This is a genomic window from Bacillus solimangrovi, from assembly GCF_001742425.1.
Taxonomy (GTDB): Bacteria; Bacillota; Bacilli; order Bacillales; family Bacillaceae_N; genus Bacillus_AV; species Bacillus_AV solimangrovi.
In genome coordinates this window covers 1-23,165 of the sequence record NZ_MJEH01000001.1, presented here as the reverse complement: position 1 = coordinate 23,165, position 23,165 = coordinate 1, and the positions used below count along the sequence as shown (strand labels likewise).

27 protein-coding genes are annotated in these 23,165 nt (G+C 35.6%); 4 read left to right on the top strand and 23 right to left on the bottom strand.

Features of this window, described 5'->3' with window-relative positions; all coding sequences use genetic code 11:
• Positions 1-207 precede the first annotated feature (207 nt).
• The 17 genes from BFG57_RS00135 to BFG57_RS00055 form a co-directional block, all read right to left on the bottom strand.
• Positions 208-603, bottom strand: a complete 396-nt coding sequence (locus tag BFG57_RS00135) for an Asp23/Gls24 family envelope stress response protein (protein ID WP_069715423.1) — start codon at positions 601-603, stop codon at positions 208-210.
• A 16-nt stretch (positions 604-619) separates the two neighbouring features.
• Positions 620-1,975, bottom strand: a complete 1,356-nt coding sequence (gene accC / locus BFG57_RS00130; RefSeq protein ID WP_069715422.1) for an acetyl-CoA carboxylase biotin carboxylase subunit — start codon at positions 1,973-1,975, stop codon at positions 620-622.
• A 12-nt stretch (positions 1,976-1,987) separates the two neighbouring features.
• A complete protein-coding gene (gene accB / locus BFG57_RS00125) occupies positions 1,988-2,497 on the bottom strand; it encodes an acetyl-CoA carboxylase biotin carboxyl carrier protein (RefSeq protein WP_069715421.1) in 510 nt (169 codons plus the stop codon).
• Positions 2,498-3,031: 534 nt separating this feature from the next.
• The gene (locus tag BFG57_RS00120) at positions 3,032-3,646 is read right to left on the bottom strand and encodes a SpoIIIAH-like family protein (RefSeq protein ID WP_069715420.1); all 615 of its coding nucleotides are present in this window, start codon (positions 3,644-3,646) and stop codon (positions 3,032-3,034) included.
• A gap of 5 nt (positions 3,647-3,651) precedes the next feature.
• A complete protein-coding gene (spoIIIAG, locus tag BFG57_RS00115) occupies positions 3,652-4,311 on the bottom strand; it encodes a stage III sporulation protein AG (protein WP_139125018.1) in 660 nt (219 codons plus the stop codon).
• 34 nt (positions 4,312-4,345) lie between these two features.
• Positions 4,346-4,975, bottom strand: a complete 630-nt coding sequence (gene spoIIIAF / locus BFG57_RS00110) for a stage III sporulation protein AF (RefSeq protein WP_069715419.1) — start codon at positions 4,973-4,975, stop codon at positions 4,346-4,348.
• A gap of 21 nt (positions 4,976-4,996) precedes the next feature.
• Complete coding sequence (gene spoIIIAE, locus BFG57_RS00105) at positions 4,997-6,169, bottom strand: stage III sporulation protein AE (RefSeq protein WP_425388448.1); 1,173 nt, start codon at positions 6,167-6,169, stop codon at positions 4,997-4,999.
• A gap of 35 nt (positions 6,170-6,204) precedes the next feature.
• Positions 6,205-6,597, bottom strand: a complete 393-nt coding sequence (spoIIIAD, locus tag BFG57_RS00100) for a stage III sporulation protein AD (protein ID WP_281186588.1) — start codon at positions 6,595-6,597, stop codon at positions 6,205-6,207.
• 14 nt (positions 6,598-6,611) lie between these two features.
• Positions 6,612-6,818 (bottom strand): stage III sporulation protein AC, encoded by a 207-nt coding sequence (gene spoIIIAC, locus BFG57_RS00095; protein ID WP_069715417.1) that lies wholly within the window; start codon positions 6,816-6,818, stop codon positions 6,612-6,614.
• 19 nt (positions 6,819-6,837) lie between these two features.
• Positions 6,838-7,356: a stage III sporulation protein SpoIIIAB gene (gene spoIIIAB / locus BFG57_RS00090; RefSeq protein ID WP_069715416.1), complete on the bottom strand. Its 519-nt coding sequence runs from the start codon at positions 7,354-7,356 to the stop codon at positions 6,838-6,840.
• Positions 7,353-8,285: a stage III sporulation protein AA gene (spoIIIAA, locus tag BFG57_RS00085; RefSeq protein ID WP_069715415.1), complete on the bottom strand. Its 933-nt coding sequence runs from the start codon at positions 8,283-8,285 to the stop codon at positions 7,353-7,355. Before spoIIIAA ends, spoIIIAB begins: the two co-directional genes overlap by 4 nt.
• 84 nt (positions 8,286-8,369) lie before the next feature.
• A complete protein-coding gene (locus BFG57_RS00080; RefSeq protein WP_245676669.1) occupies positions 8,370-8,642 on the bottom strand; it encodes a YqhV family protein in 273 nt (90 codons plus the stop codon).
• A 447-nt stretch (positions 8,643-9,089) separates the two neighbouring features.
• Positions 9,090-9,293 (bottom strand): YwbE family protein, encoded by a 204-nt coding sequence (locus tag BFG57_RS00075; RefSeq protein WP_069715414.1) that lies wholly within the window; start codon positions 9,291-9,293, stop codon positions 9,090-9,092.
• A 131-nt stretch (positions 9,294-9,424) separates the two neighbouring features.
• Positions 9,425-9,982 carry an elongation factor P gene (gene efp, locus BFG57_RS00070; protein WP_069715413.1) on the bottom strand — a complete coding sequence of 186 codons (558 nt, stop codon included), beginning with the start codon at positions 9,980-9,982 and terminating at the stop codon, positions 9,425-9,427.
• Between the two features lie 21 nt (positions 9,983-10,003).
• Positions 10,004-11,065 (bottom strand): M24 family metallopeptidase, encoded by a 1,062-nt coding sequence (locus BFG57_RS00065; RefSeq protein WP_069715412.1) that lies wholly within the window; start codon positions 11,063-11,065, stop codon positions 10,004-10,006.
• A 4-nt stretch (positions 11,066-11,069) separates the two neighbouring features.
• Complete coding sequence (aroQ, locus tag BFG57_RS00060) at positions 11,070-11,504, bottom strand: type II 3-dehydroquinate dehydratase (RefSeq protein WP_069715411.1); 435 nt, start codon at positions 11,502-11,504, stop codon at positions 11,070-11,072.
• A gap of 84 nt (positions 11,505-11,588) precedes the next feature.
• Positions 11,589-12,131 (bottom strand): YqhR family membrane protein, encoded by a 543-nt coding sequence (locus tag BFG57_RS00055; RefSeq protein WP_069715410.1) that lies wholly within the window; start codon positions 12,129-12,131, stop codon positions 11,589-11,591.
• Between the two features lie 564 nt (positions 12,132-12,695).
• On the opposite strand from BFG57_RS00055, the gene BFG57_RS00050 reads away from it, so the two are divergent.
• Both BFG57_RS00050 and BFG57_RS00045 read left to right on the top strand, forming a co-directional pair.
• Entirely contained in the window at positions 12,696-13,640 is a 945-nt protein-coding gene (locus BFG57_RS00050) for a DUF1385 domain-containing protein (RefSeq protein ID WP_069715409.1), read from the top strand.
• 27 nt (positions 13,641-13,667) lie between these two features.
• Entirely contained in the window at positions 13,668-14,075 is a 408-nt protein-coding gene (locus tag BFG57_RS00045) for an SA1362 family protein (protein ID WP_069715408.1), read from the top strand.
• Between the two features lie 166 nt (positions 14,076-14,241).
• Here BFG57_RS00045 and BFG57_RS00040 read toward each other — a convergent pair whose 3' ends face one another.
• From BFG57_RS00040 to splB, 3 genes are all read right to left on the bottom strand, one after another.
• Complete coding sequence (locus BFG57_RS00040; protein ID WP_069715497.1) at positions 14,242-15,114, bottom strand: patatin-like phospholipase family protein; 873 nt, start codon at positions 15,112-15,114, stop codon at positions 14,242-14,244.
• 181 nt (positions 15,115-15,295) lie between these two features.
• The gene (mntR, locus tag BFG57_RS00035; protein ID WP_069715407.1) at positions 15,296-15,721 is read right to left on the bottom strand and encodes a transcriptional regulator MntR; all 426 of its coding nucleotides are present in this window, start codon (positions 15,719-15,721) and stop codon (positions 15,296-15,298) included.
• Positions 15,722-15,935: 214 nt separating this feature from the next.
• On the bottom strand, positions 15,936-16,961 hold the full coding sequence (gene splB / locus BFG57_RS00030) for a spore photoproduct lyase (protein WP_069715406.1): 1,026 nt from the start codon (positions 16,959-16,961) through the stop codon (positions 15,936-15,938).
• A gap of 388 nt (positions 16,962-17,349) precedes the next feature.
• On the opposite strand from splB, the gene BFG57_RS00025 reads away from it, so the two are divergent.
• Positions 17,350-17,664 (top strand): hypothetical protein, encoded by a 315-nt coding sequence (locus BFG57_RS00025; RefSeq protein WP_069715405.1) that lies wholly within the window; start codon positions 17,350-17,352, stop codon positions 17,662-17,664.
• A 148-nt stretch (positions 17,665-17,812) separates the two neighbouring features.
• On the opposite strand, the gene BFG57_RS00020 is transcribed toward BFG57_RS00025, so the two are convergent.
• A complete protein-coding gene (locus tag BFG57_RS00020) occupies positions 17,813-20,377 on the bottom strand; it encodes a vitamin B12-dependent ribonucleotide reductase (RefSeq protein ID WP_425388447.1) in 2,565 nt (854 codons plus the stop codon).
• 371 nt (positions 20,378-20,748) lie between these two features.
• A complete protein-coding gene (locus BFG57_RS00015; RefSeq protein ID WP_069715404.1) occupies positions 20,749-21,585 on the bottom strand; it encodes a lipoate--protein ligase family protein in 837 nt (278 codons plus the stop codon).
• 269 nt (positions 21,586-21,854) lie between these two features.
• Between BFG57_RS00015 and BFG57_RS00010 the strand changes: the two genes are divergently transcribed.
• Positions 21,855-22,214, top strand: coding sequence for a rhodanese-like domain-containing protein (locus BFG57_RS00010; protein ID WP_425388446.1), 360 nt, complete (start codon positions 21,855-21,857; stop codon positions 22,212-22,214).
• A 212-nt stretch (positions 22,215-22,426) separates the two neighbouring features.
• On the opposite strand, the gene BFG57_RS00005 is transcribed toward BFG57_RS00010, so the two are convergent.
• On the bottom strand, positions 22,427-23,165 hold a 739-nt coding region (locus tag BFG57_RS00005; RefSeq protein WP_483771154.1), incomplete at its 5' end, for a PLP-dependent aminotransferase family protein.

Sequence of the window (23,165 nt, the reverse complement as noted above, 5' to 3'; positions counted from 1 at the left end):
CACAAAATTGATTTACGAGTACACCTTTGCTATTAAAATGTGATAGCTTGAAAATTACAAAAACTAATTAATATTGTAATTTATCATGTAAATCATCAAACTTTTCTACTTAAAAAAGCTGAAGATGGCTATCCATCTTCAGCTTTTTCATAAAACATATTTATTTAATATCGGCAAAATAACTTATTTACAGATGCTAGTTCTACTTTATTCTACTTCTGGTTCAGTAGTAGATTCGAAATTTACTCCGACAACATGAATGTTAATCTCACTAATGTCAAGTCCAGTCATTGTAAATAATGTTTCGCGGATATTTTCTTGGATTTGTTTTGCGATATCTGGAATTGATATACCAAAATTCATAAAAACATGCACATCAACAACGATTCCATCTTCTGTTAATTCTACTTTTATACCTTTTCCATGTTGCTTTTTCCCTAGGCGTTCGACAACACCACTTGCAAAATTACCTTGCAGTTGTGATACACCGTCAACCTCAGATGCAGCAATACCCGCTATTATTTCAATGACTTCTGGAGCAATCTCAACTTTTCCAAAGTTAGAAGATGCATTTGTCATTTCTAAAATATTATTCTCACTCAATAGTATCGCACCTCTCTTATTTTTTGTTTGTCAAATCGTAGATCTCTAAAAATTTCGTATTGAAATTACCTTCGACAAATTTTTCGTGTTCAAGCAAACGTTGGTGGAAAGGAATCGTCGTGTTAATACCTTCAATAACAAATTCACTTAGCGCCCTTTTCATACGTGAGATTGCTTCTTCACGAGTTGAACCATATGAGATTAGTTTTGCGACCATTGAATCATAAAAAGGTGGGATTTTATAATTAGGATATACTGCAGAGTCAACACGTATTCCATAACCACCTGGTGTTAAATACATTTTCACTTCTCCTGGGGAAGGCATAAAGTTTTTGTCTGGATTCTCTGCATTAATACGACATTCAATTGCCCAACCGTTAAAAGTAACATCTTCTTGAGAAATAGATAACTTCTCACCAGATGCAACAAGAATTTGTTCTTTTATTAAATCTACTCCTGTCACCATTTCTGTTACAGGGTGTTCAACTTGAATCCTCGTGTTCATTTCCATGAAATAAAACTTAGAATTTACATAGTCAAATATAAATTCGACTGTACCAGCTCCAGAATAATTAACTGCTTCGGCAGCACGAACAGCGGCTTGACCCATCTCTTGACGAAGTTCCTCAGTCAATGATGGTGAAGGTGTTTCCTCTAGTAATTTCTGCATGCGTCGTTGAATGGTACAATCGCGTTCACCTAAGTGAATTACGTTTCCATAGTTATCAGCTAGAATTTGAATCTCTACGTGACGAAAATCTTCAATAAACTTCTCCATATATACACCTGGGTTACCGAATGCCGTTTCTGCTTCACGTTGAGTCATATTAATACCATTAATTAACTCATCTTCGTTATATGCAACTCGAATCCCTTTTCCGCCACCACCAGCAGTTGCTTTGATTATCACTGGATAACCAATTTCATTTGCCAGTGCTACCGCATCATCTGTTGTTTCAACGATTCCTTTTGATCCTGGAACGATCGGGACACCTGCTTCACGCATTGTCTCACGAGCTACATCCTTCGTTCCCATCTGAGTAATCGCTTCTGGACTAGGACCGATAAACGTAATTCCACTATCACGACATAGCTCAGCGAAATCAGCGTTTTCTGATAAAAAGCCATATCCAGGATGAATTGCATTTGATTCAGTTAAGGTCGCAACCGTGATTAAATTCGTTTTATTTAAATAACTGTCCTTTGATGCTACAGGACCAATACAATAGGCTTCATCTGCCATTTGTACGTGCAATGCCTCTTTATCCCCTTCGGAATATACCGCAACCGTTTGGATATCAAGTTCCTTACAAGCGCGGATAACTCGAACGGCGATTTCTCCTCTGTTTGCGATTAGAACTTTTTTAATCACAACAAACGCCTCCTATTTTGTCTTTACGAGGAACAATGGTTGTCCATACTCAACAAGTTGTCCATTTTCAACAAGTACTTCAACAATTTCTCCGTCGACCTCTGCTTCAATTTCATTAAAGAGTTTCATCGCTTCAACAATACAAACGATACTATTAGTTGAAACTTTATCTCCTACTTTTACATATACATCAGACTCAGGGTTTGGCGATTCATAAAAAGTACCTACCATCGGTGATTCAATTTTATGTAAGTTTTCATCAGCCACGCTTACTGTTGGAGCTTCTTCCTTCTGTTCTTGAACTTGTGCAACTTCTTTTACTGGCTCAACCACTGGTGCTACTGGAGGTTGTGATGCTGGTACATTAGCTTCCTCAACAGATTCTACCGCTACAACATTTTTCACAACACCTTGATTTTTCTTTAACTTAATTTTTGCACCTTTCTCTTCATACATCAACTCATCAATACTAGATTTGTCTAACAATTTAATTAGCTCACGAATTTCTTGAATTTTCAACACGTTTGTCGTCTCCTTTGACTTAAATTTATGATTATGTAATTCATAGCTCTCTTAATCCAACTTACATAACTCATTAAATGTTACCAAATGAACAGCAAACACTTAATTTCCTAGGGCATACATTAAAGAAGAACTGTAGCCTTCATTTACTATACGATAGCAAGCTATTGTAATCAACATTACCATTGAAATCGAGCGATCGCTCAACAAAAAAAATAAAAAAATGTGCCTGTATGATATACCTTTATTATTTTAAAAAAGTACATATACAGAACTACTGTAGGTTTTGGATAACTCACAATCCTACTCAAATTATATGACAAACAATTGAAAGATGAGGAACTCTATCATCTATACTCAATAGTCTCTCATACACAAATGCTACATGAAAACGCATTCAAATAAAAGTCTTTTTTGATTATTTTTAGAATTTTAAATTTTCATTTGAGATTTTATGCTTTATTAACTTGTCATTCTTTCAAAATGCTAAAAAAATAAGAAGTTTAACTAAGTTAAACTTCTTATTTTTCATAATTAATTTATTGCTTGAAATTCTACTGCAACCCTTGTTAAACCAAGCTCATCACGAACAAGGTGCATTAATTCATTCGCTGCAGATTCGGATGGTTCTTGTGCTCGAACAATCACTCTTACTTTATCTTCATCCGTCTTAACAACAACATCACTAAAACGTTCATCTGCTTTAATCATCGTTTCAAGAATTTCTTCCTTCGCTGATAACTTCGTTAAATAATTTATTTCATCTAGCGCTTTACTTTTTTCTTCACTCGAAACATTTGCCGAAGCAGCAACAGTATTTAATTGTTCCTTTATTTTGTTTCTCTCATCATTTATTGTCATTCGTAAATTTATAAAAAATTCATCAGTAGTTAAATCAGAAGTAACCATTTCTTGACCAAGTTCTTCTACAACAGTCTCAATCCCACTATTTTCTGAAGACTCACCTTCTAATGCTACTGACTCACTTCCCTCTTGTTCCATATCCATTTGTTGTTCAATCTCATTACTTTGCTCTTGCATTGCTGCAAATTCCTCATTAGCAGGCTGTGGTGCAGTAACATAATACACACCAAGGACTACGACCAAACTCAACATTGTTAACAACCAAACCGTTTGTTTCTTCAACAAAATGATTACTCCCCTTTCGAATCTTTCGGCATGACTGATACTCGATGGCTCGGTACGTGTAAGACACGAGTAACAGCTTCTACCACCCATTGTTTGATTTGAGCATTCTCAACACCATCTGCAACAACTAATACACCCCGTACCTCAGGTTTCTTTGTTTGTATAATAATCGGTTGCTCTCGATCACCTAAACGAACGATTACAACCTGTTCATCCGTTGAATTATCTTCTACTTTACGCTTACCACCTTGTTGATCTGTTTCGTCAGTCTTTTGCATTTGCGTATTTGTGTTTTTTTCTACTACTTTTGTCTCTGTTGAGTCAAGATTAATCATAACTGTAACATTGCTGACTCCCGAGATGTCTTCTAATGAATCTTTTAATTGTTTCTCATACTCCTGTTCATAACGAGCCATTAGATTATCACCATCATGTTGTTCTCCTTTTATTAAGCCCGTTGCTTGTTCCTTTGATCCATCCGTTTGAAAAACAGTTGAAGGTCCTTCTTCAACATCATCTTGAAAAAACTGACTAAGTAACATCATCGAAACACCAATTAAAATCGCGATAAGTAAGTAACCCCTCATATTTTTGGGACTAGAATCATTATCACCTCTATAGATGAGTGACTTTATTCTCATAAATATCCCTTTTCGTTCACTCACTTAGTTGTTTCACCCCCTTACAATGTAACTTCCACTAATTTTCTATGATTGAAATCTTATTTTCATCTACGCCCCATTTCAAGGCTAGAAATGCTCGTAATTCATTATAATCTCCACTATTGCTTTTAACTTCTTCTTGGTCTGCTTTTATTTCTGAGACGTCAATTTGAATAGGCTCAACAGTGTCAATCGATTCTACATTTTCTTTTTCATCTGAAAGCTGGCTAATTGATACTTGTAATGATTGCAGATCAACAGTTGTCCAATTTTCTCCTACATCATTTTCTAATTTCAGATTAATGTTTGTAATTGAATACCCATATCGTTCCACCAACTCCTTTTGAACATTTTCTTTCATTTGGACAGCCGTCTCTTCTAAAATGTATGCTCGTTGATTGGCTTGTATTTCTTTTTTCTTCAGTTCAAGCCGATTTTTTAATTGTTCACTCTGTACGGAATTTCCAATTTCCATTGTTCTAAGTATTTCTTCAAAATCTTCAGAAAAAATTCTTAAAATCGGTGTCAAAATTAATAAAATCAATAAAAGTCCGATAACCATCTTGGCATAGTTTTGCATAGCTGAATTTGGCAATAACATATCTACGACCATCGCCAACAAAATAAATAGAACAATATTGGTTATCCATGTTGCAATATATTCCAATCTCATCACGCCTTTGCTATGTTAACGAACCATTAACGATAGATTTCCAGCGGCAATAATCATTGTGACAGAAAGAAAAAACATAAACGACACGACTGCTAATGAAGCGAAAATATAGATCACACTTCTACTAATTATATCTAGGCATGTAATAACAGGACCTCCGCCTAACGGCTGTAAGATAGCTGCTGCAATTTTATAAATGACAGCTAGAGCGAATACCTTAATTGCTGGAAAGACTGCGATTAAAAACAATACAGCAACACCAACAATTCCAACTGCATTTTTTAATAGAAGTGATGCACTTAATACTGTATCAGCTGCATCAGTGAACATCCTACCTACAACAGGTACGAAATTTCCAGTTATAAATTTTGCTGTTCGAACCGCTATCCCATCAGTAATGGCAGCTGTTGCCCCCTGAACAGAAATGACACCGAGGAATATCGTTAAAAATGTGCCCAGTAACCCAATTGAAATATTCCTTAGTAGCTGAGCTAACTGTGTAACCTTGTAATGGTCTGTTAACGTGCTAATAATACTTAATAAAGCAGATAAAAAAATACATGGTAACACTACATATTGGATGAGTAAGCCACTTGTATGTACTAGAAAAATAATCAACGGATGAAAAAAAGTGACAGACGTTATTCCTCCTATAGAAGCCATTAGTGCTAATAACATAGGCATAAGAGCCATCATAAAACTTATCATCGATTGAATAGCATCATTTGTATAAGATATTGCTATATGGAAACTATTAAGAGCAATTACAATCAACACCATATATATGAGTGCATATGCGACATGACTAACAGATTTCTGCTCAAAGGCATTTTGAAGTGACTGAAGGAGCATACTGAACACTGTTAGTAATATGAGAGTTCCAAGCAGCTTTCCATTTGCAATGAGCTCATAAAACAAAAACCTTAAAAATCCAGTTATCCACGCTTGAAATGAAAAGTCTGTTCCGCTTTTTATAAAATCATAGAAGCTACCTTTATGACTTTCAGGAAGAAAACCACCATATTTATGAACAATGTCATCCCAGAACTGTCTCATATCATCTACATCAAGTGTTTCCAATTGCTCCTGAAATACGGGTTGTGCAGTTGTGGCTTGTACTACATTTGGACATGAAAACATAATAAATATCATTACTAGTAGGAAAAAAAACTCAAACTTCTGTGTCAACAAAGTTATTACACCTCGCAATCACTTCATCATAATTAAGAAACTGGTAACATCTCTAATACTGTCTCAATTATGACTGTCAAAATGGGTATTGCCATTGCGAGGATTAATATTTTTCCTGCCAATTCAATCTTCGATGCAATTGCCCCCTGCCCAGCATCTTTCGTAATTTGTGCGCCAAACTCTGCAATGTAAGCAATACCAATAATTTTCAAAATCGTTTCCACATAGATCATGTTTATATTTGCTGAGATTGCTAATGTTTCAAGCATGTGAATAATTTCATATACTTTTTCTATTAGAAACAGAAAGATTGCAACACTGACGAAGACTACGAGTAGGGAGGCGAACGAAGCTTTTTGTTCTTTTAGGATTAATGCTAAAAAAGTTGCAACAAGACCAATTCCTACTATTTGAATTATTTCAATCGCCTGTCCCTCCCTTAACCTTGGAATAAGAATACACCTTTAATTTTTTGAAATAGATCATCAACGATCGTAGCAACCATATACAATACAACTACAAATCCGATTAGTGTCACCCAATCTGCCCAATCTCCTTTTCCCATTGTTTTTAACACTGTATGAATCATTGCCACAACAATACCAATTCCGGCGATTTGAAAAATGATATTTACATCGATCGCCATTCACTTTCCCCCAATCCTCTTACATGAGCAGAATGACTAACAATAACCCCATTAGAAAACAGAGACTTTTAACCATTTTTTCATACTTTTGTTGGCGAACTCTTGCTTCTTCTTCTTCACGTTCTAAGTGCACAAGCGCAAGTTGGATATGTTTTTTTTGAGATAGCTTATCATGCTTTCCAAGCGTTTCACCGAACTGTCTTAAAATCTCAAATTCACTATCAGTAAGAGCCGTCATTCTCCACACTTCTTTCAGTGAATATATCCAAACTTCTTGCAATGATGCTGTCTCTTCTTCTTGTAAGCGCTTTGCAAATCGATCAAAGAACCATTTAAATGGCTTAGGAGTTTGATTAGCAATTCTTATACAGGCTTCAGCAACAGGCAGATGGCCAAACATAATTTCTGCTTCAAGAGCTTGCAACGCTGCCTTCAATTGCCGAAGCTGTCTAGGGCGTTCACTTAATCGTCGTGCTGTTTCAAACCCAACCCATGTTGAACATAATAAGATAGTAAGTGCCCCTATAATCTTAATCATGTAGTCACTTCCAGCACTCTTTTGCAAACCTGTTCATTCTTATTACGAACCGTCTCTATTGTTCCTGCTCCATTACGTGCAGATAATTCAATATAACGGTCAAATACTCCATTAGAAAATAATGCTTCGAAGTTAGGACGTGATTTCACATCATTTATATCAAATCCATGTGCTGTTACAATAATGTGAATACCTGTATGCATAGCATCTAAGATAGCCTCAACATCTTCATGCCTTCCAATTTCATCAACAATTAACACTTGCGGACTCATTGAACGAATCATCATCATCATCCCCTCCGCCTTTGGACAACCATCTAAAACATCCAAACGAATCCCAAATGTATGTTGCGGAACGCCATTCACACACCCTGCAATCTCTGAGCGTTCATCAACAATACCTACATTTAAGGCTTTGATTCTATTTCTATCATCTCCTGTACTAATTAACCTTGCCAAATCTCTTAATATCGTTGTTTTCCCACTTTTAGGAGGACCAATTAATAACGTGTTTTTCCATCTTCCATCATATAAATATGGAATTAATCGTGATGCAACTCCAATCTTCTCTCTAGCAATTCGAATATTAAAAGATGTGACATCTCTTACAGCTTTTACTACACCTCCTTCAGTAATAACTTTTCCAGCAATACCTACACGATGGCCGCCTTTTATCGTAATAAACCCTCGCCTTAACTCCTCTTCTAATGTATATAAAGAATACTTGCTAACCTTATTGAGAAATCGATTCACTTCTTCGTACTGTACAACAGTTTGAATATCTGGATAATACGGCTTTCCATTAATAACAACTTCTAATGGACGATGAATTCGTATTCGAATCTCTTCGATCTGATTACGTTCTGTTATAGAGAGCATGTTCACCTGTCTTTGAAGGGATTCCGATAACAACATAACTGCTTCTTCCATGCCTGCCCTCCTTTTACTTTAAAAAGTGCTTGTTTCAAATGTATGCATGCTGGACTACATTATGACTGTATGAAGACAATACACTTATTTAATAACAGCCCATAGAATACACCCGATTCCCAAGAAGATTAGAGAGAGTTTTTGCAGAGAGAATTGATCAGCTATCGCATATAGTCCTACCATCATAGTAAGCAATAAAATCACTGGACCAACTCCCGCTAACAACGTATTAATGACCAGGGCTTTTTTTACATCATTAAAGTATAAAAATAAACATGCTGCTCCAAATTCTATGAATGAAGACAAAAACCTTAATGATGCCATCATGATAATTGTTGTTTCAAAGAACTTGTCCACTAGATTGAATCACCCCTTTTCTCTTCCATTAATCAACTATATGTTGGACATAAAGAATGTTTGTCCACTAATTCAAAACTTCTTGTAACAAACAACAAATTGCGAAATAATTACAATTTAAAATTTAATTTCTATATCGTTTAAAAATGCAAACTAATGGACATACTATTTTCATATCCCCCTTTTCTCTCATAGACCCTTTCTCTGCTATCAATTTAATTATTGATAGCTTTTTTTCTTACGTAAGAAATTCACCGACTTTACACAAGCATTAAACTATTGGTTAGACTAGTTTTGTTTACTATCAGTGATAAACTAGCTTATAAACCCAATTGTAAAGTAATCTAAACGCAACAACTTTAAATGAAAGTTATTCTTACAAAAAAAGGATGACACATAAGATATATGTGTCATCCTTAAATCAATTAACTTCATTTGAAGTTTTTCTCATTCTAGTATTATTGATTTCACTCTACCAACTTGTCCATCCTGTAACCTAACCTTAATACCGTGAGGATGAAATGCTGAATTCGTCAATAAGTCCTTAACGATACCCCTCGTTAACTTTCCAGTTTTTTGATCCTTTTTCAAGACAATATCGACTTCTTTCCCAGGAACGATATTGTTTCGATTACGCCCATCTTGTTCCATTGTATTCCCTCCTATTCAATTAACCATTATTCATAGAGGATCGAAATCACTCAAATGGAAATCTTTCTAAATATAAAAACATCCCTCAAATGAAACACTCGATGCTTCACTTGAGAGATGAAATTAGTTAACTATGCACGAGACACATATTTACCATCAGTCGTATTAATAACGAGTGTTTCCCCTTTATTAATGAATAAAGGTACCATCACCGTATGTCCTGTTTCTAATGTTGCTGGTTTTGTTGCACCTTGAGCTGTATCACCTTTTACTCCTGGCTCTGTTTCAGTTACAACAAGTTCAACAGAATTCGGAAGGTCTACACCGATCACTTCGCTTTCGTACGAAAGGATATTTACTTCCATGTTTTCTTTAATAAATTTTAATTCTTCCTGTAGTCTAGAACTTGGAAGTTCGATTTGCTCATATGTTTCATTATCCATAAATGCATGCATATCACCATTTGCATAGAGATATTGCATCTTACGATTTTCAATATGTGCTTTACCAACTTTTTCACCAGCACGGAACGTTTTTTCTTGAATCGCACCCGTACGAAGATTACGAAGTTTAGAACGTACAAACGCAGCACCTTTCCCTGGTTTTACGTGTTGGAATTCAATAACTTGCCAAATTCCTCCATCCACTTCAATTGTTAAACCTGTACGAAAATCATTTACTGAAATCATTTCTATTCCTCCTGTATCTTTTTATAATGTTATTAATTCTTTTGATGACTTAGACAAAATCTTGTTTCCACTGTCTGTAATGACAATATCATCTTCGATTCGAACACCGCCGAGACCTGAAATGTATATTCCAGGCTCAACTGTAACGACCATGCCTGGTTCAAGTACAGTATTTGATTTAAAGGATAATGACGGTGCTTCATGTACATCTAATCCGATACCGTGACCTGTAGAGTGCCCAAAGTATTGCCCATACCCTTTTTCCTTAATATAATCACGTGTTAATGCATCTGCCTCAATACCTGTCATACCTGCTTTTGTATGATTCACTCCACGTAATTGTGCTTGTAACACAACATCGTAAATCTCTTTCAATTTCGGTTCCACTTCTCCAACCGCAATTGTGCGAGTAATATCAGATACATAACCTTTGTATAATGCTCCAAAATCAAGTGTCACAAGTTCACCTGACTCAATCTTCTTATCTGAAGCAACACCATGAGGTAATGCTGAACGATGTCCTGAAGCAACAATGATGTCAAATGAAGAAGAAGTAGCTCCTTGCTTACGCATGAAAAACTCTAATTCATTTGAAACCTCAAGCTCTGTTAATCCTGGACGAATGAACGTTAAAATATGTTCAAAAGCAGCATCCGCAATATTAACCGCATCTTGAATAATTGCAACTTCATCTTCAGATTTAATCAATCGTAATTTCTCAACAGCACCTGATATTGGTACTAAGTCACTTGAGATATTTTCCTCATATGTACGAAATTGAGCAAATGTAAGATGTTCTTGTTCAAAACCTAACTTCTCAATTCCCATGTCTTTTGCAACTTTTGCAACTTCATCTTGAATCGTGCCTTTATGCTGTACGATTTCAAACCCTTTTACTTGCTTATCTGCTTGCTCCATATAACGAAAATCAGTAATGAATGCAGCACGGTCAGCAGAAATCAAGACAACTCCAGCACTGCCAGTAAAACCAGTCATATAACGACGGTTCTTCTCACTTGTTATAAGTAATCCATCTACATGTAATGTTGCAAATTGATCACGAAACTTTTGTAGTCTCTCCATTCTCTCAATCCTTTCCAACATGTTGTTTCAATGCTGATAACGCCATTTGATAACCAAAAAAGCCAAACCCAGCGATTTGTCCAATCACAACTGGTGAAATGACCGAATGATGTCTAAATGGTTCTCTTGTATGAATATTCGAAATATGTACTTCTACCACTGGAACATTCACACTTGCAATTGCATCACGAATTGCATAACTATAATGAGTGAATGCCCCTGCATTTAAAATGATGCCGTCATAACTTTCGGCATCATGTATGTGGTCAATTATTTCACCTTCATGATTGGATTGAAAAAAATCTATTGTGATTTTATCGTCTTTTGATGACTCGCGGAGCTGCTGTTCTAACTGAGCTAATGATTCACTTCCATATATGCCCGGTTCACGTTTACCTAACCGATTTAAGTTCGGGCCGTTCAACACAAGTATACGCATGGATATTCAGCTCCTTTTACACATCATTTAAGCACTTATTTGCATGACTTAGGACAAAAATTCCAAGTATATCTTATCATATAACTATTCACTTGAATAGTTTTCTTTCACCTCTGCTTTTTGTGCCTCCTCCATTTCTTTTGCGTCAAATGATATTGAATATCCAACAAATACACCATATAAGATATATAAACATAGCGACGTAACAATTGAATTAAAATCCCATTCAGAAACTGGTTTTACACTAGGGAATAGTGGATTAAACAAGTAAAATACCGCCCCCCACAATGCTAACCCAAATAAAATCCCTCCAAATACATTATCTACTTGCTTTAATGCAAAGCTGTAAACAAATGCAACACCTATGGATATTATAGATATAAATAGAATACCGATGAAGGTTCCAAGTACACCAGCTCGCCAATCACCAGTTGTTATTGCTTCTAAAACAAATGATGGGTTCCATTCTACAAAATTAAAATAATACGTAATAAATCCAACAGAGCTCCATATTAGCCCTCCACTAAATCCAATTGATGCAATTCTAGCAGCACGTGACATTGGTACTTCACGCTTATTTTGCTCTAAATGTTCGTTCGACTTAGACATCGTTTCTTGATGACTCATTTCAACCACCTCCACACCTTATTATGTCCTACTCAAGTAATGTTAATGAGAGACATTATTATAAAGTGAACCTTCCATCAGTGGAGGTATTCCTTCATCCTCCACTGATGGTTAGTTGAACCAATCAGGTAATTACTGACGCTTATACCTCAGGAGTATGACCAAGGCTCTATCCAACTTCAACTTCGTTGGTTCTCCAAAGTTTTGAAGTGGAAATCTTAGCGTCAATTGAAACGTGATAAAATTTGAATACCAGAAGAAATAGAAGGTGTAAAATTCTCCATTTAGGGAATAATAAATATAATCATCAACCTAGAGGATTCATTACATTTGCTGTAGAATATGAATTATTAGTATATGTAACAAAAGGATGATAGAAAGAATGGAAACAAATATGACTTCGTACAGTTGGAGCACTCGAAAATACGTTTTCATGGTAGGCGAATGGAAATAAAACAAACTTATTCATCTATGTAATTCCATCTTTCTCAGACTTTTAAACATATTTAATATGGCAATAACATCATGTTATAAGTCAATAATAGAAAAGTAGGTTGATGTAGTATGTCCAAAGAGAAACAAAAAGCATACGGTGGGCAAGCCGTAATTGAAGGTGTTATGTTCGGTGGGAAACATACATCTGTAACAGCGATTCGACGTAATGATAACTCAATTGATTATCTCGTAACAGATAAAAAAGAACGACCAGTATTAAATAAATTTAAAAAAATCCCATTTTTGCGTGGTATTATTGCAATCATTGAAGCAAGTGCTAACGGGTCAAAACATTTAAATTTCTCAAGTGAACGTTATGAACTTTCTCCTGATGAAGACCATACACTTGAGCAAGTCCAAGATTCTAAGCTCACAATGATTTTAGGTGTTGCAGGTGTAGGTATTCTCTCCTTTTTATTCGGGAAATTCATCTTTACATTAACACCTGCATTTGTTGCAGCTTCATTGAGACCAATTTTCCCAGGGCATCTTGAGCAAAACTTACTTGAAGGTTTATTTAAGCTCATTCTGTTATTAGGTTATATTTACGCTATTTCATTGACACCATTAATTAAACGTCTATTTCAATATCATGGTGCAGAGCATAAAGTCATTAACACTTACGAAAATAACGATGAACTAACTGTTGAAAATGTACAAAGCCATTCACGACTTCATTACCGTTGTGGTAGTAGTTTTATCTTATTTACTGTCGTTATTGGTGTCTTCGTATATTTATTAGTTCCAACTGAACCTCTATGGTTTCGTGTAGTAAATCGTCTTGCTTTGATTCCTGTTGTTCTAGGAATTGCATTTGAAGTATTACAATTTACAAATAAATTACGTCAAGTCCCAGTTCTTCGTTATCTCGGTTACCCTGGTCTTTGGTTGCAGCTATTGACAACGAAAGAACCAAATGACCAACAAGTTGAAGTTGCAATTGCTTCATTCAAAAAAATGCTTGAACAAGAAGAAACATACGACAACGAAAAGAGTAAATTACAAATTGGATAATTTATAATCCTATTAGGAGGTGACTGCGTGTTTCGCCAAATTAACCCAATTGTGTCGATTCTTATCGGATTAGCCGCTTTCGGTTTATTATATAAGCTGTTCACCAATCCAATGTCGTTAATTATGCAGTTGATTATAACCGCTGGTATCGTGGTACTTCTTCTCTTTATTTTCAGTTCAATCATGAACCGCCGTTATAGTAACAGTGATTATTCAGCCTATCGAAAGGCAGTAAAACAATCAAAAAACAAATACAAAACATCTCCAACCGCTAAAGATTCCACATCAATAATGCCAAAAAAAGTTCAAATGAAAAACAAACCGAAAACAACCACTAACAAAAGTAAAACATCTGCTTCACGTAAACGAAGAGATACAAACCTTACTGTAATAGAAGGAAAAAAAGGCAAAAAAAGAAATCGGGCACTATTTTAGAGATGTCCGACTTTTTTTGCCTTTTTTCTCAGGTAATGAAAGTGAATTTCCTAAGATGAGTAATATACTATTTATCAAGTCAATTTATTCAAAATGTCATTAAAAATCTTATGTTTGTATGTGAAAGGTGATACTTTACACTTTTATAATCATTTTAGAATACGCATTAATAACTCCAGTTTTTAAAGAAATTTTCTGCTCGATTACGCCCAAGCATGATCATCTGCTCTTTCTTTGCTTTACTAATTTCAAACTCTTCTACCAATACAGAATTAACAGGTATGAAGATTGTACTATCCTTAAAAGTTGAAGAAATATAACGCGCATCATGAGCGTCCTTCATTGTTGCAAACAAAGCATGATACATATCAATTCCGTTTTTAATTTTATGTTCAGGTGTATTTTCTAGATTAGCACTTAATTTAAACCCTAATACAGGACGTCTATTCTCTCTCATAAACAACCAGACCGGAAAGTTACTCAACATACCACCATCGACGATGATACTCTTTTCCCCATTAACTGAATATAATTTTACTGGTTGAAAGAAATAAGGAAGGCTACAGCTCATACGAACTGCTTTTGCTATTGAGAAGTTATCAGAACGAAGACCATATTTGTATAAATCATCTGGTATAATTACAATTTCACCTCGTGTTAGGTCAGAAGCAATGATTCGAAGCGAACCTTTTGGTATATCAGCAAATGTTCGAATCCCTCGACCTTTTAAGCGCTCTTCAACCCAGTTTTCTAATTCATTACCTTTATATAAACCTAATTTCCAATATAACCTCACCCACTTAAAGAGAGGAAAAAAAGTCTTAGGAGCATCCATGAATTTTCTCGTATCGAATTCTTCTAACACTTGAAGGATTTCAGGACTACGAAACCCAGCTGCAACGAAAGCCGCCATTATAGATCCTGCACTCGTTCCAGCGACACGTCGAAATTGAATTCCACGCTCTTCTGTTACTTGTAGTGCTCCTACAAGGGCAATTGCCTTCATTCCTCCTCCAGAAAATACACCGTCTACATACATATCCATACCATCTCCCTTATCAGGAACAGCTTACTATCATCCTAAGCGAAAAGCTCACCATTTAGTACAGAAAATAACGAAAATTCAAACCGATCAATAATTTGTTATTTAGATACATTTATTAATGTTAAGTGGTTTTTAAAACATCAAAAAACCCAGCATAAGCCGGGTTCTAGATACATTAATTATTTGTTGTTTTCTTTTTTTGTGTTTCTCGCAAATCATCCACACGTGACTTATCTTCAGTAAAATATTGAACAAGATCTCCAATTCGATCGATTGATTCCCAACTCAAATGATGCTCAATTCCTTCAACATCATTATAAATCTTATCTTCTTCCACACCTATAAGACTCAAAAATTCTTCAAGCAACTCATGACGAAAAACAAGTCGTTTCCCTATTTTTTTGCCCTTAGGTGTAAGCACTAAACCACGATATTTTTCATATATTAGATATTCATCTTTATCTAATTTTTGCACCATTTTTGTAACGGAGGATGGATGCACCGACAAATTTTCTGCAATATCCGATACTCTCGCGTATCCTTTTTCATCAATTAACATATATATTTGTTCAATGTAATCTTCCATACTTGGCGTCGGCATTTCATTTCCCCCAATTACTAATGTTTTGCTATAAAACGAAGCTTCAATCTATAGTGGCTTTTTATATTATAATTCATCGGAAATTTTCACTACTCACAATTTACTTTTACCTTTAACTAGGTTGTCCAAGTTTAGATCAAGTATTAAAAATCAAATAATACGTGAAAAAACTTCCATATAATCAATATTACAACACTTCATTTGTGCTGACAAGCTAAGTAAAGTATTGAATTTCAGCTTGTGGAAAGAATTTGTGTATATAACCTTTAAGTGTTTCTTCTAACTCTTTTGCTTGATCGGTTGGATAGACATACTTACCTATACCGTACCTCCCCCATTTGTATTTACGTTTATCCTCATTCATTTCAAGTTTAGTTTTAGGATAACGTTTCTCGATTACCCGTTTAGCTGGTTTTGTATATCGATGCTGAATAAGTTCAAATGTAATATCTTCAATTTTCAAGTCTCTTAATGCCTTCTCTAACCGTTCAAATAACTCATAGTAACCATCTTCCCAATTATCATGTCGGTAAATTGGAGCAACGATAAAACCTAACGGATAATCTGCCAGTGCAACTTTTCTAGCAGCCTCAATTCGCTCATCAAAAGAAGAAGTTCCCGGTTCAAAATTATCAATTACAAACCTAGAGTTAACACTAAATCGAAAGCGAGTTCTTCCATTATGTTTTGCATCTAACAAATGATCTACATGGTGAAATTTCGTAACAAATCTTAGTTGAGCATACTCTTTTTCTCCAAAATATTCGATCGCTTGTTTCAGTGAATGTGTAAGATGATCAATTCCAACAATATCACTCGTACACGCTGCCTCAAACCTTGTAATGTCTGGCATTCTTTCTTGCATATATTTTTCTGCTTGGTCAAATATTTCTTCTAGATTAACGTACGTACGGATATAAGGCTTAGAACCTAATGTCGTTTGTAGATAACAATAATGACAATGCCCCATACAACCTGTTGCTAATGGAATGGCATATTCTGCCGATGGTTTTGAAGTGTCAAATTTCAACGTCTTCCTTACACCTACAACTAATGTTGATTTAGCATTTCGATACTTCTGAAACTCATTATTTCCCGGCAAGTTACGTACTTGGTTATGTGAAGTTGTTTCTCTAATTTCAATACCCATATCTTCAAATTTTTTTCTCAGATTTCGACCTAACTCGTACTCCATTGCTCTAGGCTCAATATATACGAGTTGTGGTAAAAATGGTTCCATGTCATTCACCTCAAATGTATACAATTTAATTGCTCTGATAGTTCATTACGGCTTTCAATCTATAGTGCAGTCGTAATTAACAAACGTAAGGACATACTTAATCATTTAACTCTGATGAACCTTTCAAAGAGTACATTCACTGTATATTAATTGAAAGATAATAAAATTATTTGCATCTCCAAATGTTTTTATCCTTCCCTAACGGACAGACTGATATTGATGGAAGAGGGATTAGTTATATGTGTACGTAGTAATAAAGAGGGGATTAATTGGATTTTTATCATAGACTACTTTAATTAGTTGTTTTATAATCAAATAGGCAATTATTGTAATTTTGTAATCGTTAGTTAAAGTTGAAGTAATAAGAGGTTTAATTTGGAGGGGACATATGCCATTAGAGCAAGAAGTAATAACGATGTTAATCGTTGGTTTTTCAATAGTAATGGGACTTGTTATATTAGCCACCATATTAATTTGGTCTAATAAGAGAACTAATTCCTTTGCATACGGATGGACATTATTGCATTTATTACTTTTCTCAATAGCCATTTACTATTTAATAAAAGCTATTTCATTTGACTACAACCGTCCAATGGCTTCAGAAGAAATATCACTTCTAGTCGGTTTAGCAGGAGTTATGTGGGCTATGAGTATGCTTTGTTTCATAATAGGTATATATAATTTTTCTAAGAGAGCAAATTAACTTCAACGAATGAACATAATTGTTAAATAACATTGAAAAATACAGATTACATACGACCTCCATCATGGCATATTATGAATTCTTAATAAAAAACATTAAAGGCGGCTTCACATTCAGTATTGAATGTGAAGCCGCCTTTTCGACTATGTTATAGTCCACATTTTAATTGTGCATTACAGTTCGTACATGTATTACATCCACCAATTTCTTCTACCGTCCCTTGTCGACAAACTGGACAAGTATTACCTACTTCTGATCCTATAGTTACATCTGTTGAACGTAGAGCATTGATCGTATCAACAAGTACAACATGTGATGTATCCTTTGCCTGTTCTTCTTGTTTATCATCAAAAGAATTTTCTTCTTTTGTTAATGTTAAGACTTGTGCATCACGACTACCATCGACGTATACTGTACCGCCCTTTGCACCACCACGATAAAGACGCTCGTACACTCCTTCAACCTGTTCAACTGTGTAACCTTTCGGTGCATTTACAGTTTTACTAATCGAAGAGTCAACCCATCGTTGGATAACACACTGGACATCAGCATGTGCTTCAGGTGATAATTCCATTGCAGAAATGAACCATGCTGGTAATTCATTGGCATCAACTTCAGGGTGCCTGTCTAAATACTCTTGTAAGATATCTGCCTTCACTTCAATAAACTTCCCAAGTCGACCACTACGGTAATAAGAGAAAGAGAAATAAGGTTCTAAGCCTGTTGATACTCCTACCATTGTACCTGTCGATCCTGTTGGAGCTACAGTTAATAGATGTGAATTGCGGATACCATGTTCTATAATGCTTTCACGAACATCTTCAGGCATGCGTTTCATAAAACCAGTTTCTGTGAAACGATGACGAATTTTCATTGATTCTTCCGCCGTAGTGCCTTCTAAATATGGAAAGCTGCCTTTTTCTTTCGCAAGTTCAACTGATTCACTATAAGCAGTTGTTGCAATTGTTTCAAATATATTATCGATGAGCTCATTTCCTTTTGCTGAACCATATTCAGTTTCACAATAAATAAGCAAATCGTGGAGTCCCATTACACCTAAACCAACGCGACGCTCTCCTAATGCTTGTTTTTTATTCTCTTCAAGGAAATAAGGTGTTGCATCAATGACGTTATCTTGCATACGTACACCAACACGAACAGTTTCTCTTAATTTTTCAAAATCTACCGTTTTATTATCTTTATCAGCCATCTCTGCTAAGTTCACAGCCGCAAGGTTGCAGACTGAATATGGTGCTAGTGGTTGTTCTCCACACGGATTTGTTGCCACTACCTTTTGACCATACGCTGTTGCGTTGGTCATCTCATTCGCATTATCAATAAAGAAAATACCTGGTTCGGCTGAATATGTCGCACAAATATTAATTAGATTCCAAAGCTCTTTCGCTTTAATTGCACGATATGTGCGCACTTTGTAACCCATACGTTCCCACTCACGCACATCACCAATTGAATGCCATTTCTCATTGTATTCTTTCATTTCTTGCTCATTGTAATTCTCAACATCAGGGAATTTTAGTTCAAAAACATCGTCATTTTCTACTGCATCCATGAATTCTTTTGTTAAGCAAACAGAGATATTAGCACCTGTGAGGAAATCAGGATTATGGACACTATATGTACCACCTGTCTCTAATTTCTCTTCAGCTTCTTTAATCACCTGTGCCGTGAATCCACCTTGACCAGCAATTTTTTTATAATTCACGATACCTTGATACATATCTCTTTCTGTTTCACTAAGTGGCTTGAAATTTAATTTTTCTTTTGCAAGCCTATTAATATGCTCGTCTTGCGTTGTTTCGATTAAGAAACGTAAAATGCGTGGATTTTGCATTTTTGAAATTATGAATTCAACAACATCAGGGTGTGTTACTGAAAGCATAATCATCTGTGCTCCACGTCTTGATCCACCTTGCTCTACAAGGTGAGTCAACTTCGCAATATCATCAAGCCAAGAAACGGAACCTGATGATTTACCATTGACACCACGTGCAAGTGCATTTCGAGGACGAAGAGTTGAACCATTTGTCCCTACACCACCACCACGAGACATAATCTCCATTACCTGTTTGCGATGTTCTGAAATACCTTCACGTGAATCTTGCACAAATGGCATTACATAACAATTAAAATATGTTACATCTGTATTTGAACCTGCACCGTACAGTACACGTCCTGCTGGAACGAAGTTAAGTGATACTAATTCTTTATAGAACTTCTTAAACCATTCTTTACGCTTGTCCTCTGTTTTTTCAACAGATGCAAGACCAGTCGCATTTCGCATTGCAATTTGTTCATAGTATATTTCTAATGGTTTATCAATTACATCGAGTGAACGAACGATGATGCCTGTCTGCGCCTCTTCCGGATTATCCAATGCACCAATATAATCACTCTCGACCTTAACAGTTGCCTGCTTTTTTTCCAAATCAACTTGTTGAATGTAACCAAGCCCTCGTGCAGGGAACTTCGGGTCTGCTTTTATCGTTAATACGACAAAATCTCCTTCTGAAAGAGTAATCTTTTCCGTATCCTTGAATGCATATCGGTCTAGCATTACAAGTCGTGATACACCTTTATGTGTGATTTCCATATCTTCGGTGATTGGGTGCACTTGCGGAAATAAACGTATCTCTGAATTCAGCTTTTCGACATTGACTGATAATTGTTTATCAGCATTAACTGTCACCATCATCTCATCTCCCATCGGTACCAAAGCGTTATTCACTTTGAATCCTACCTATTACTTATTTAAAACAACTATCTTAAACAACATATAGTGTGTTCATACGAAGAATAAATACTATATGTTGATTTTACTCTACATGTATATGGTCTTGTCAAACGTAATATATATCAAAAATCGAAGATGTTGTGAGAAAATGGACGAAACATGAGGGATTTTTATGATTTTCATGGTTTTTCCTCATTTGCAATTTTTTGTTGATTATTCTAGCGAGGGACAAACAGTAGAAAACTTGGCGAATCGCCAAGTTTTTCACTCACACAATATATAGTTATACCTTCTTTAAAGCTCATTGAATAGAGGACAATAGACCTATTCGTTTACCGACGAAAATTCCATTCATCATTCTCATATCGTTCTTTAGCTATTTGATGTACATATTCTTTTTCACTCTCTGATAGTTCATATGGTTCTAATTCAATGTTCAATCCTTTTTCAAAACCTATTTTAAACGCTTTGCTCGCCTCATCTATAGTAACAGGCTGTTTTGTTAACTCATTAATGGCAACTGCTTTTTGACTAAACATTTTTTGCATACGTTCTCGTAAACGTTCATTTTTGTATTTAAATAAATCAAATAACATATCCTCATCAATATCTAGTAAAATTGATCCGTGCTGTAAAATAACGCCTTTTTGCCTCGTTTGTGCACTACCTGCAACTTTACGTCCTTCTACAACTAACTCATACCAAGATGGGGCATCAAAGCAGACACTTGAGCGAGGATTCTTCAAACTCTGACGCTCCTCGTCTGTACGAGGGATTGCAAAATAAGCATCAAGACCTAACCCCTTAAATCCTTCAAGAATCCCTTCAGAAATGACTCTATAAGCTTCTACAACTGTCTTCGGCATCTCTGGATGATCCTCAGATACAATTACACTATATGTTAGCTCTTTATCATGCAATACACCACGACCACCAGTTGGACGACGCACGAAACCTAAACCATATCTTTCTACTGCTTCCATGTTTATTTCACGTTTCACTTGTTGAAAGTATCCAACCGATAACGTTGGGGGATTCCATCCATAAAAACGAATTGTAGGTGGAATCTTACCCTCACTATGCCAATTTAACAAAGCTTCATCTAACGCCATATTATATGATGGAGTACAATTCCCTGAATCAATAAAACGCCATGTCTCTTTCGCCACTTAACACCCTTCTTTCTGTCGAACATAGTTGAAATCCATAATTAGTCTATCAAATGAAGAAGAAATGTCAAAAGAAATGCGTAATCATTAAAAGAAATATAATTAAGAAAAATTTTAAAAAGTTGTCATATTGAATACGTACGTAAAACAAATGTTTTTATTTTTCCTTTGATTCTTTTCTGAAACGTTTATATAATGATAAATGGAGTATTACACTTTGTTCTTAAGAAGAAAGGAGAATTATAGTGAATATAGTTTATACATTACTTATTGCGCTCGGTGCAATTGCTATATACATTGTAATCACACAGCTAATTCAGCGTCGATACTTGAAAACGTTGACAGAAGAAGAATTTAAAGAAGGATATCGTAAGGCACAGTTAATTGATGTTCGTGAACCAGATGAATTTGACAGAGGGCATATTCTTGGTGCACGCAACATTCCGCTTACACAAATGCGTACACGTAAGCAGGAAATCCGAACAGACAAGCCCGTTTATATTTATTGTCAAAACAGCTTTCGCTGTGCTCGTGCAGCAAGCACATTACACAAATTAGGTTGTAAAGATATAAATCAATTACAGGGTGGCTTCAGAAAATGGGGCGGTCGAATTAAGAAAAAGAACTAGAGAAGACGTTCTACACGACTTCTCTTTTTTGTTTACATATATAAGGTTAGCATTACTTACAAATTAAAATACAAACCATTAAATAGGATAGAACTTCCCTAATAATGGTTTGTAAAATTTCACTCACTTATCGAAGTCCTCCAATGGGCATATGTATCGTAGACGCTTTCATGTAAATACATCCATGATACGCACATTTGTACTTATCTCACTTACTTTCTCTCATAACGTAAAATAGGTTTTCTTGCAGCAGTTACCTCATCTAGACGACTAATTACTGTTGTATGAGGTGCTTCTTGCACAACTTCAGGTGTTTCTTCAACTTCCTTAGCAATTTGAATCATTACATCAATAAATTCATCTAACGTTTCCTTCGCTTCAGTTTCAGTCGGTTCAATCATCATACATTCCTCAACATTAAGTGGGAAGTAAATTGTAGGTGGATGAAAACCAAAATCTAATAAACGTTTTGCAATATCGAGTGTGCGCACACCCAACTTTTTCTGACGTCTCCCCGAAATGACGAATTCATGTTTACAATGTCGATCGAATGGTAGATCATAATATTCGGCAAGCCTTCTCATCATATAGTTAGCATTGAGAACAGCATACTCAGAAACCTTCTTCAAACCATCTGGTCCCATCGTTCGAATGTACGTATAGGCACGTACATTAATACCGAAGTTTCCAAAGTATGGCTTCACACGCCCAATAGAATGTGGACGGTTACTATCAAAGCGATACATATCTCCATCTTTTATAAGAACAGGTTTTGGTAGATATGCGATCAAATCACTCTTCACACCTACTGGTCCAGAACCTGGACCTCCTCCACCATGTGGACCTGTGAATGTCTTATGTAAATTCAAATGCACAACATCAAATCCCATATCTCCAGGACGAGCTTTTCCTAATACTGCATTCAAGTTCGCACCATCATAATAAAGTTTT

Excerpts from the sequence above, each read along its gene's own strand:
- spoIIIAC (WP_069715417.1), bottom strand. The coding sequence starts at position 6,818 with ATGGCGATCGATGTAAATATCATTTTTCAAATCGCCGGAATTGGTATT.
- spoIIIAB (WP_069715416.1), bottom strand. The coding sequence starts at position 7,356 with ATGATTAAGATTATAGGGGCACTTACTATCTTATTATGTTCAACATGG.
- spoIIIAA (WP_069715415.1), bottom strand. The coding sequence starts at position 8,285 with ATGGAAGAAGCAGTTATGTTGTTATCGGAATCCCTTCAAAGACAGGTG.
- BFG57_RS00075 (WP_069715414.1), bottom strand. The coding sequence starts at position 9,293 with ATGGAACAAGATGGGCGTAATCGAAACAATATCGTTCCTGGGAAAGAA.
- efp (WP_069715413.1), bottom strand. The coding sequence starts at position 9,982 with ATGATTTCAGTAAATGATTTTCGTACAGGTTTAACAATTGAAGTGGAT.
- BFG57_RS00065 (WP_069715412.1), bottom strand. The coding sequence starts at position 11,065 with ATGGAGAGACTACAAAAGTTTCGTGATCAATTTGCAACATTACATGTA.
- aroQ (WP_069715411.1), bottom strand. The coding sequence starts at position 11,504 with ATGCGTATACTTGTGTTGAACGGCCCGAACTTAAATCGGTTAGGTAAA.
- BFG57_RS00055 (WP_069715410.1), bottom strand. The coding sequence starts at position 12,131 with ATGAGTCATCAAGAAACGATGTCTAAGTCGAACGAACATTTAGAGCAA.
- BFG57_RS00050 (WP_069715409.1), top strand. The coding sequence starts at position 12,696 with ATGTCCAAAGAGAAACAAAAAGCATACGGTGGGCAAGCCGTAATTGAA.
- BFG57_RS00040 (WP_069715497.1), bottom strand. The coding sequence starts at position 15,114 with ATGTATGTAGACGGTGTATTTTCTGGAGGAGGAATGAAGGCAATTGCC.
- mntR (WP_069715407.1), bottom strand. The coding sequence starts at position 15,721 with ATGCCGACGCCAAGTATGGAAGATTACATTGAACAAATATATATGTTA.
- splB (WP_069715406.1), bottom strand. The coding sequence starts at position 16,961 with ATGGAACCATTTTTACCACAACTCGTATATATTGAGCCTAGAGCAATG.
- BFG57_RS00025 (WP_069715405.1), top strand. The coding sequence starts at position 17,350 with ATGCCATTAGAGCAAGAAGTAATAACGATGTTAATCGTTGGTTTTTCA.
- BFG57_RS00020 (WP_425388447.1), bottom strand. The coding sequence starts at position 20,377 with ATGATGGTGACAGTTAATGCTGATAAACAATTATCAGTCAATGTCGAA.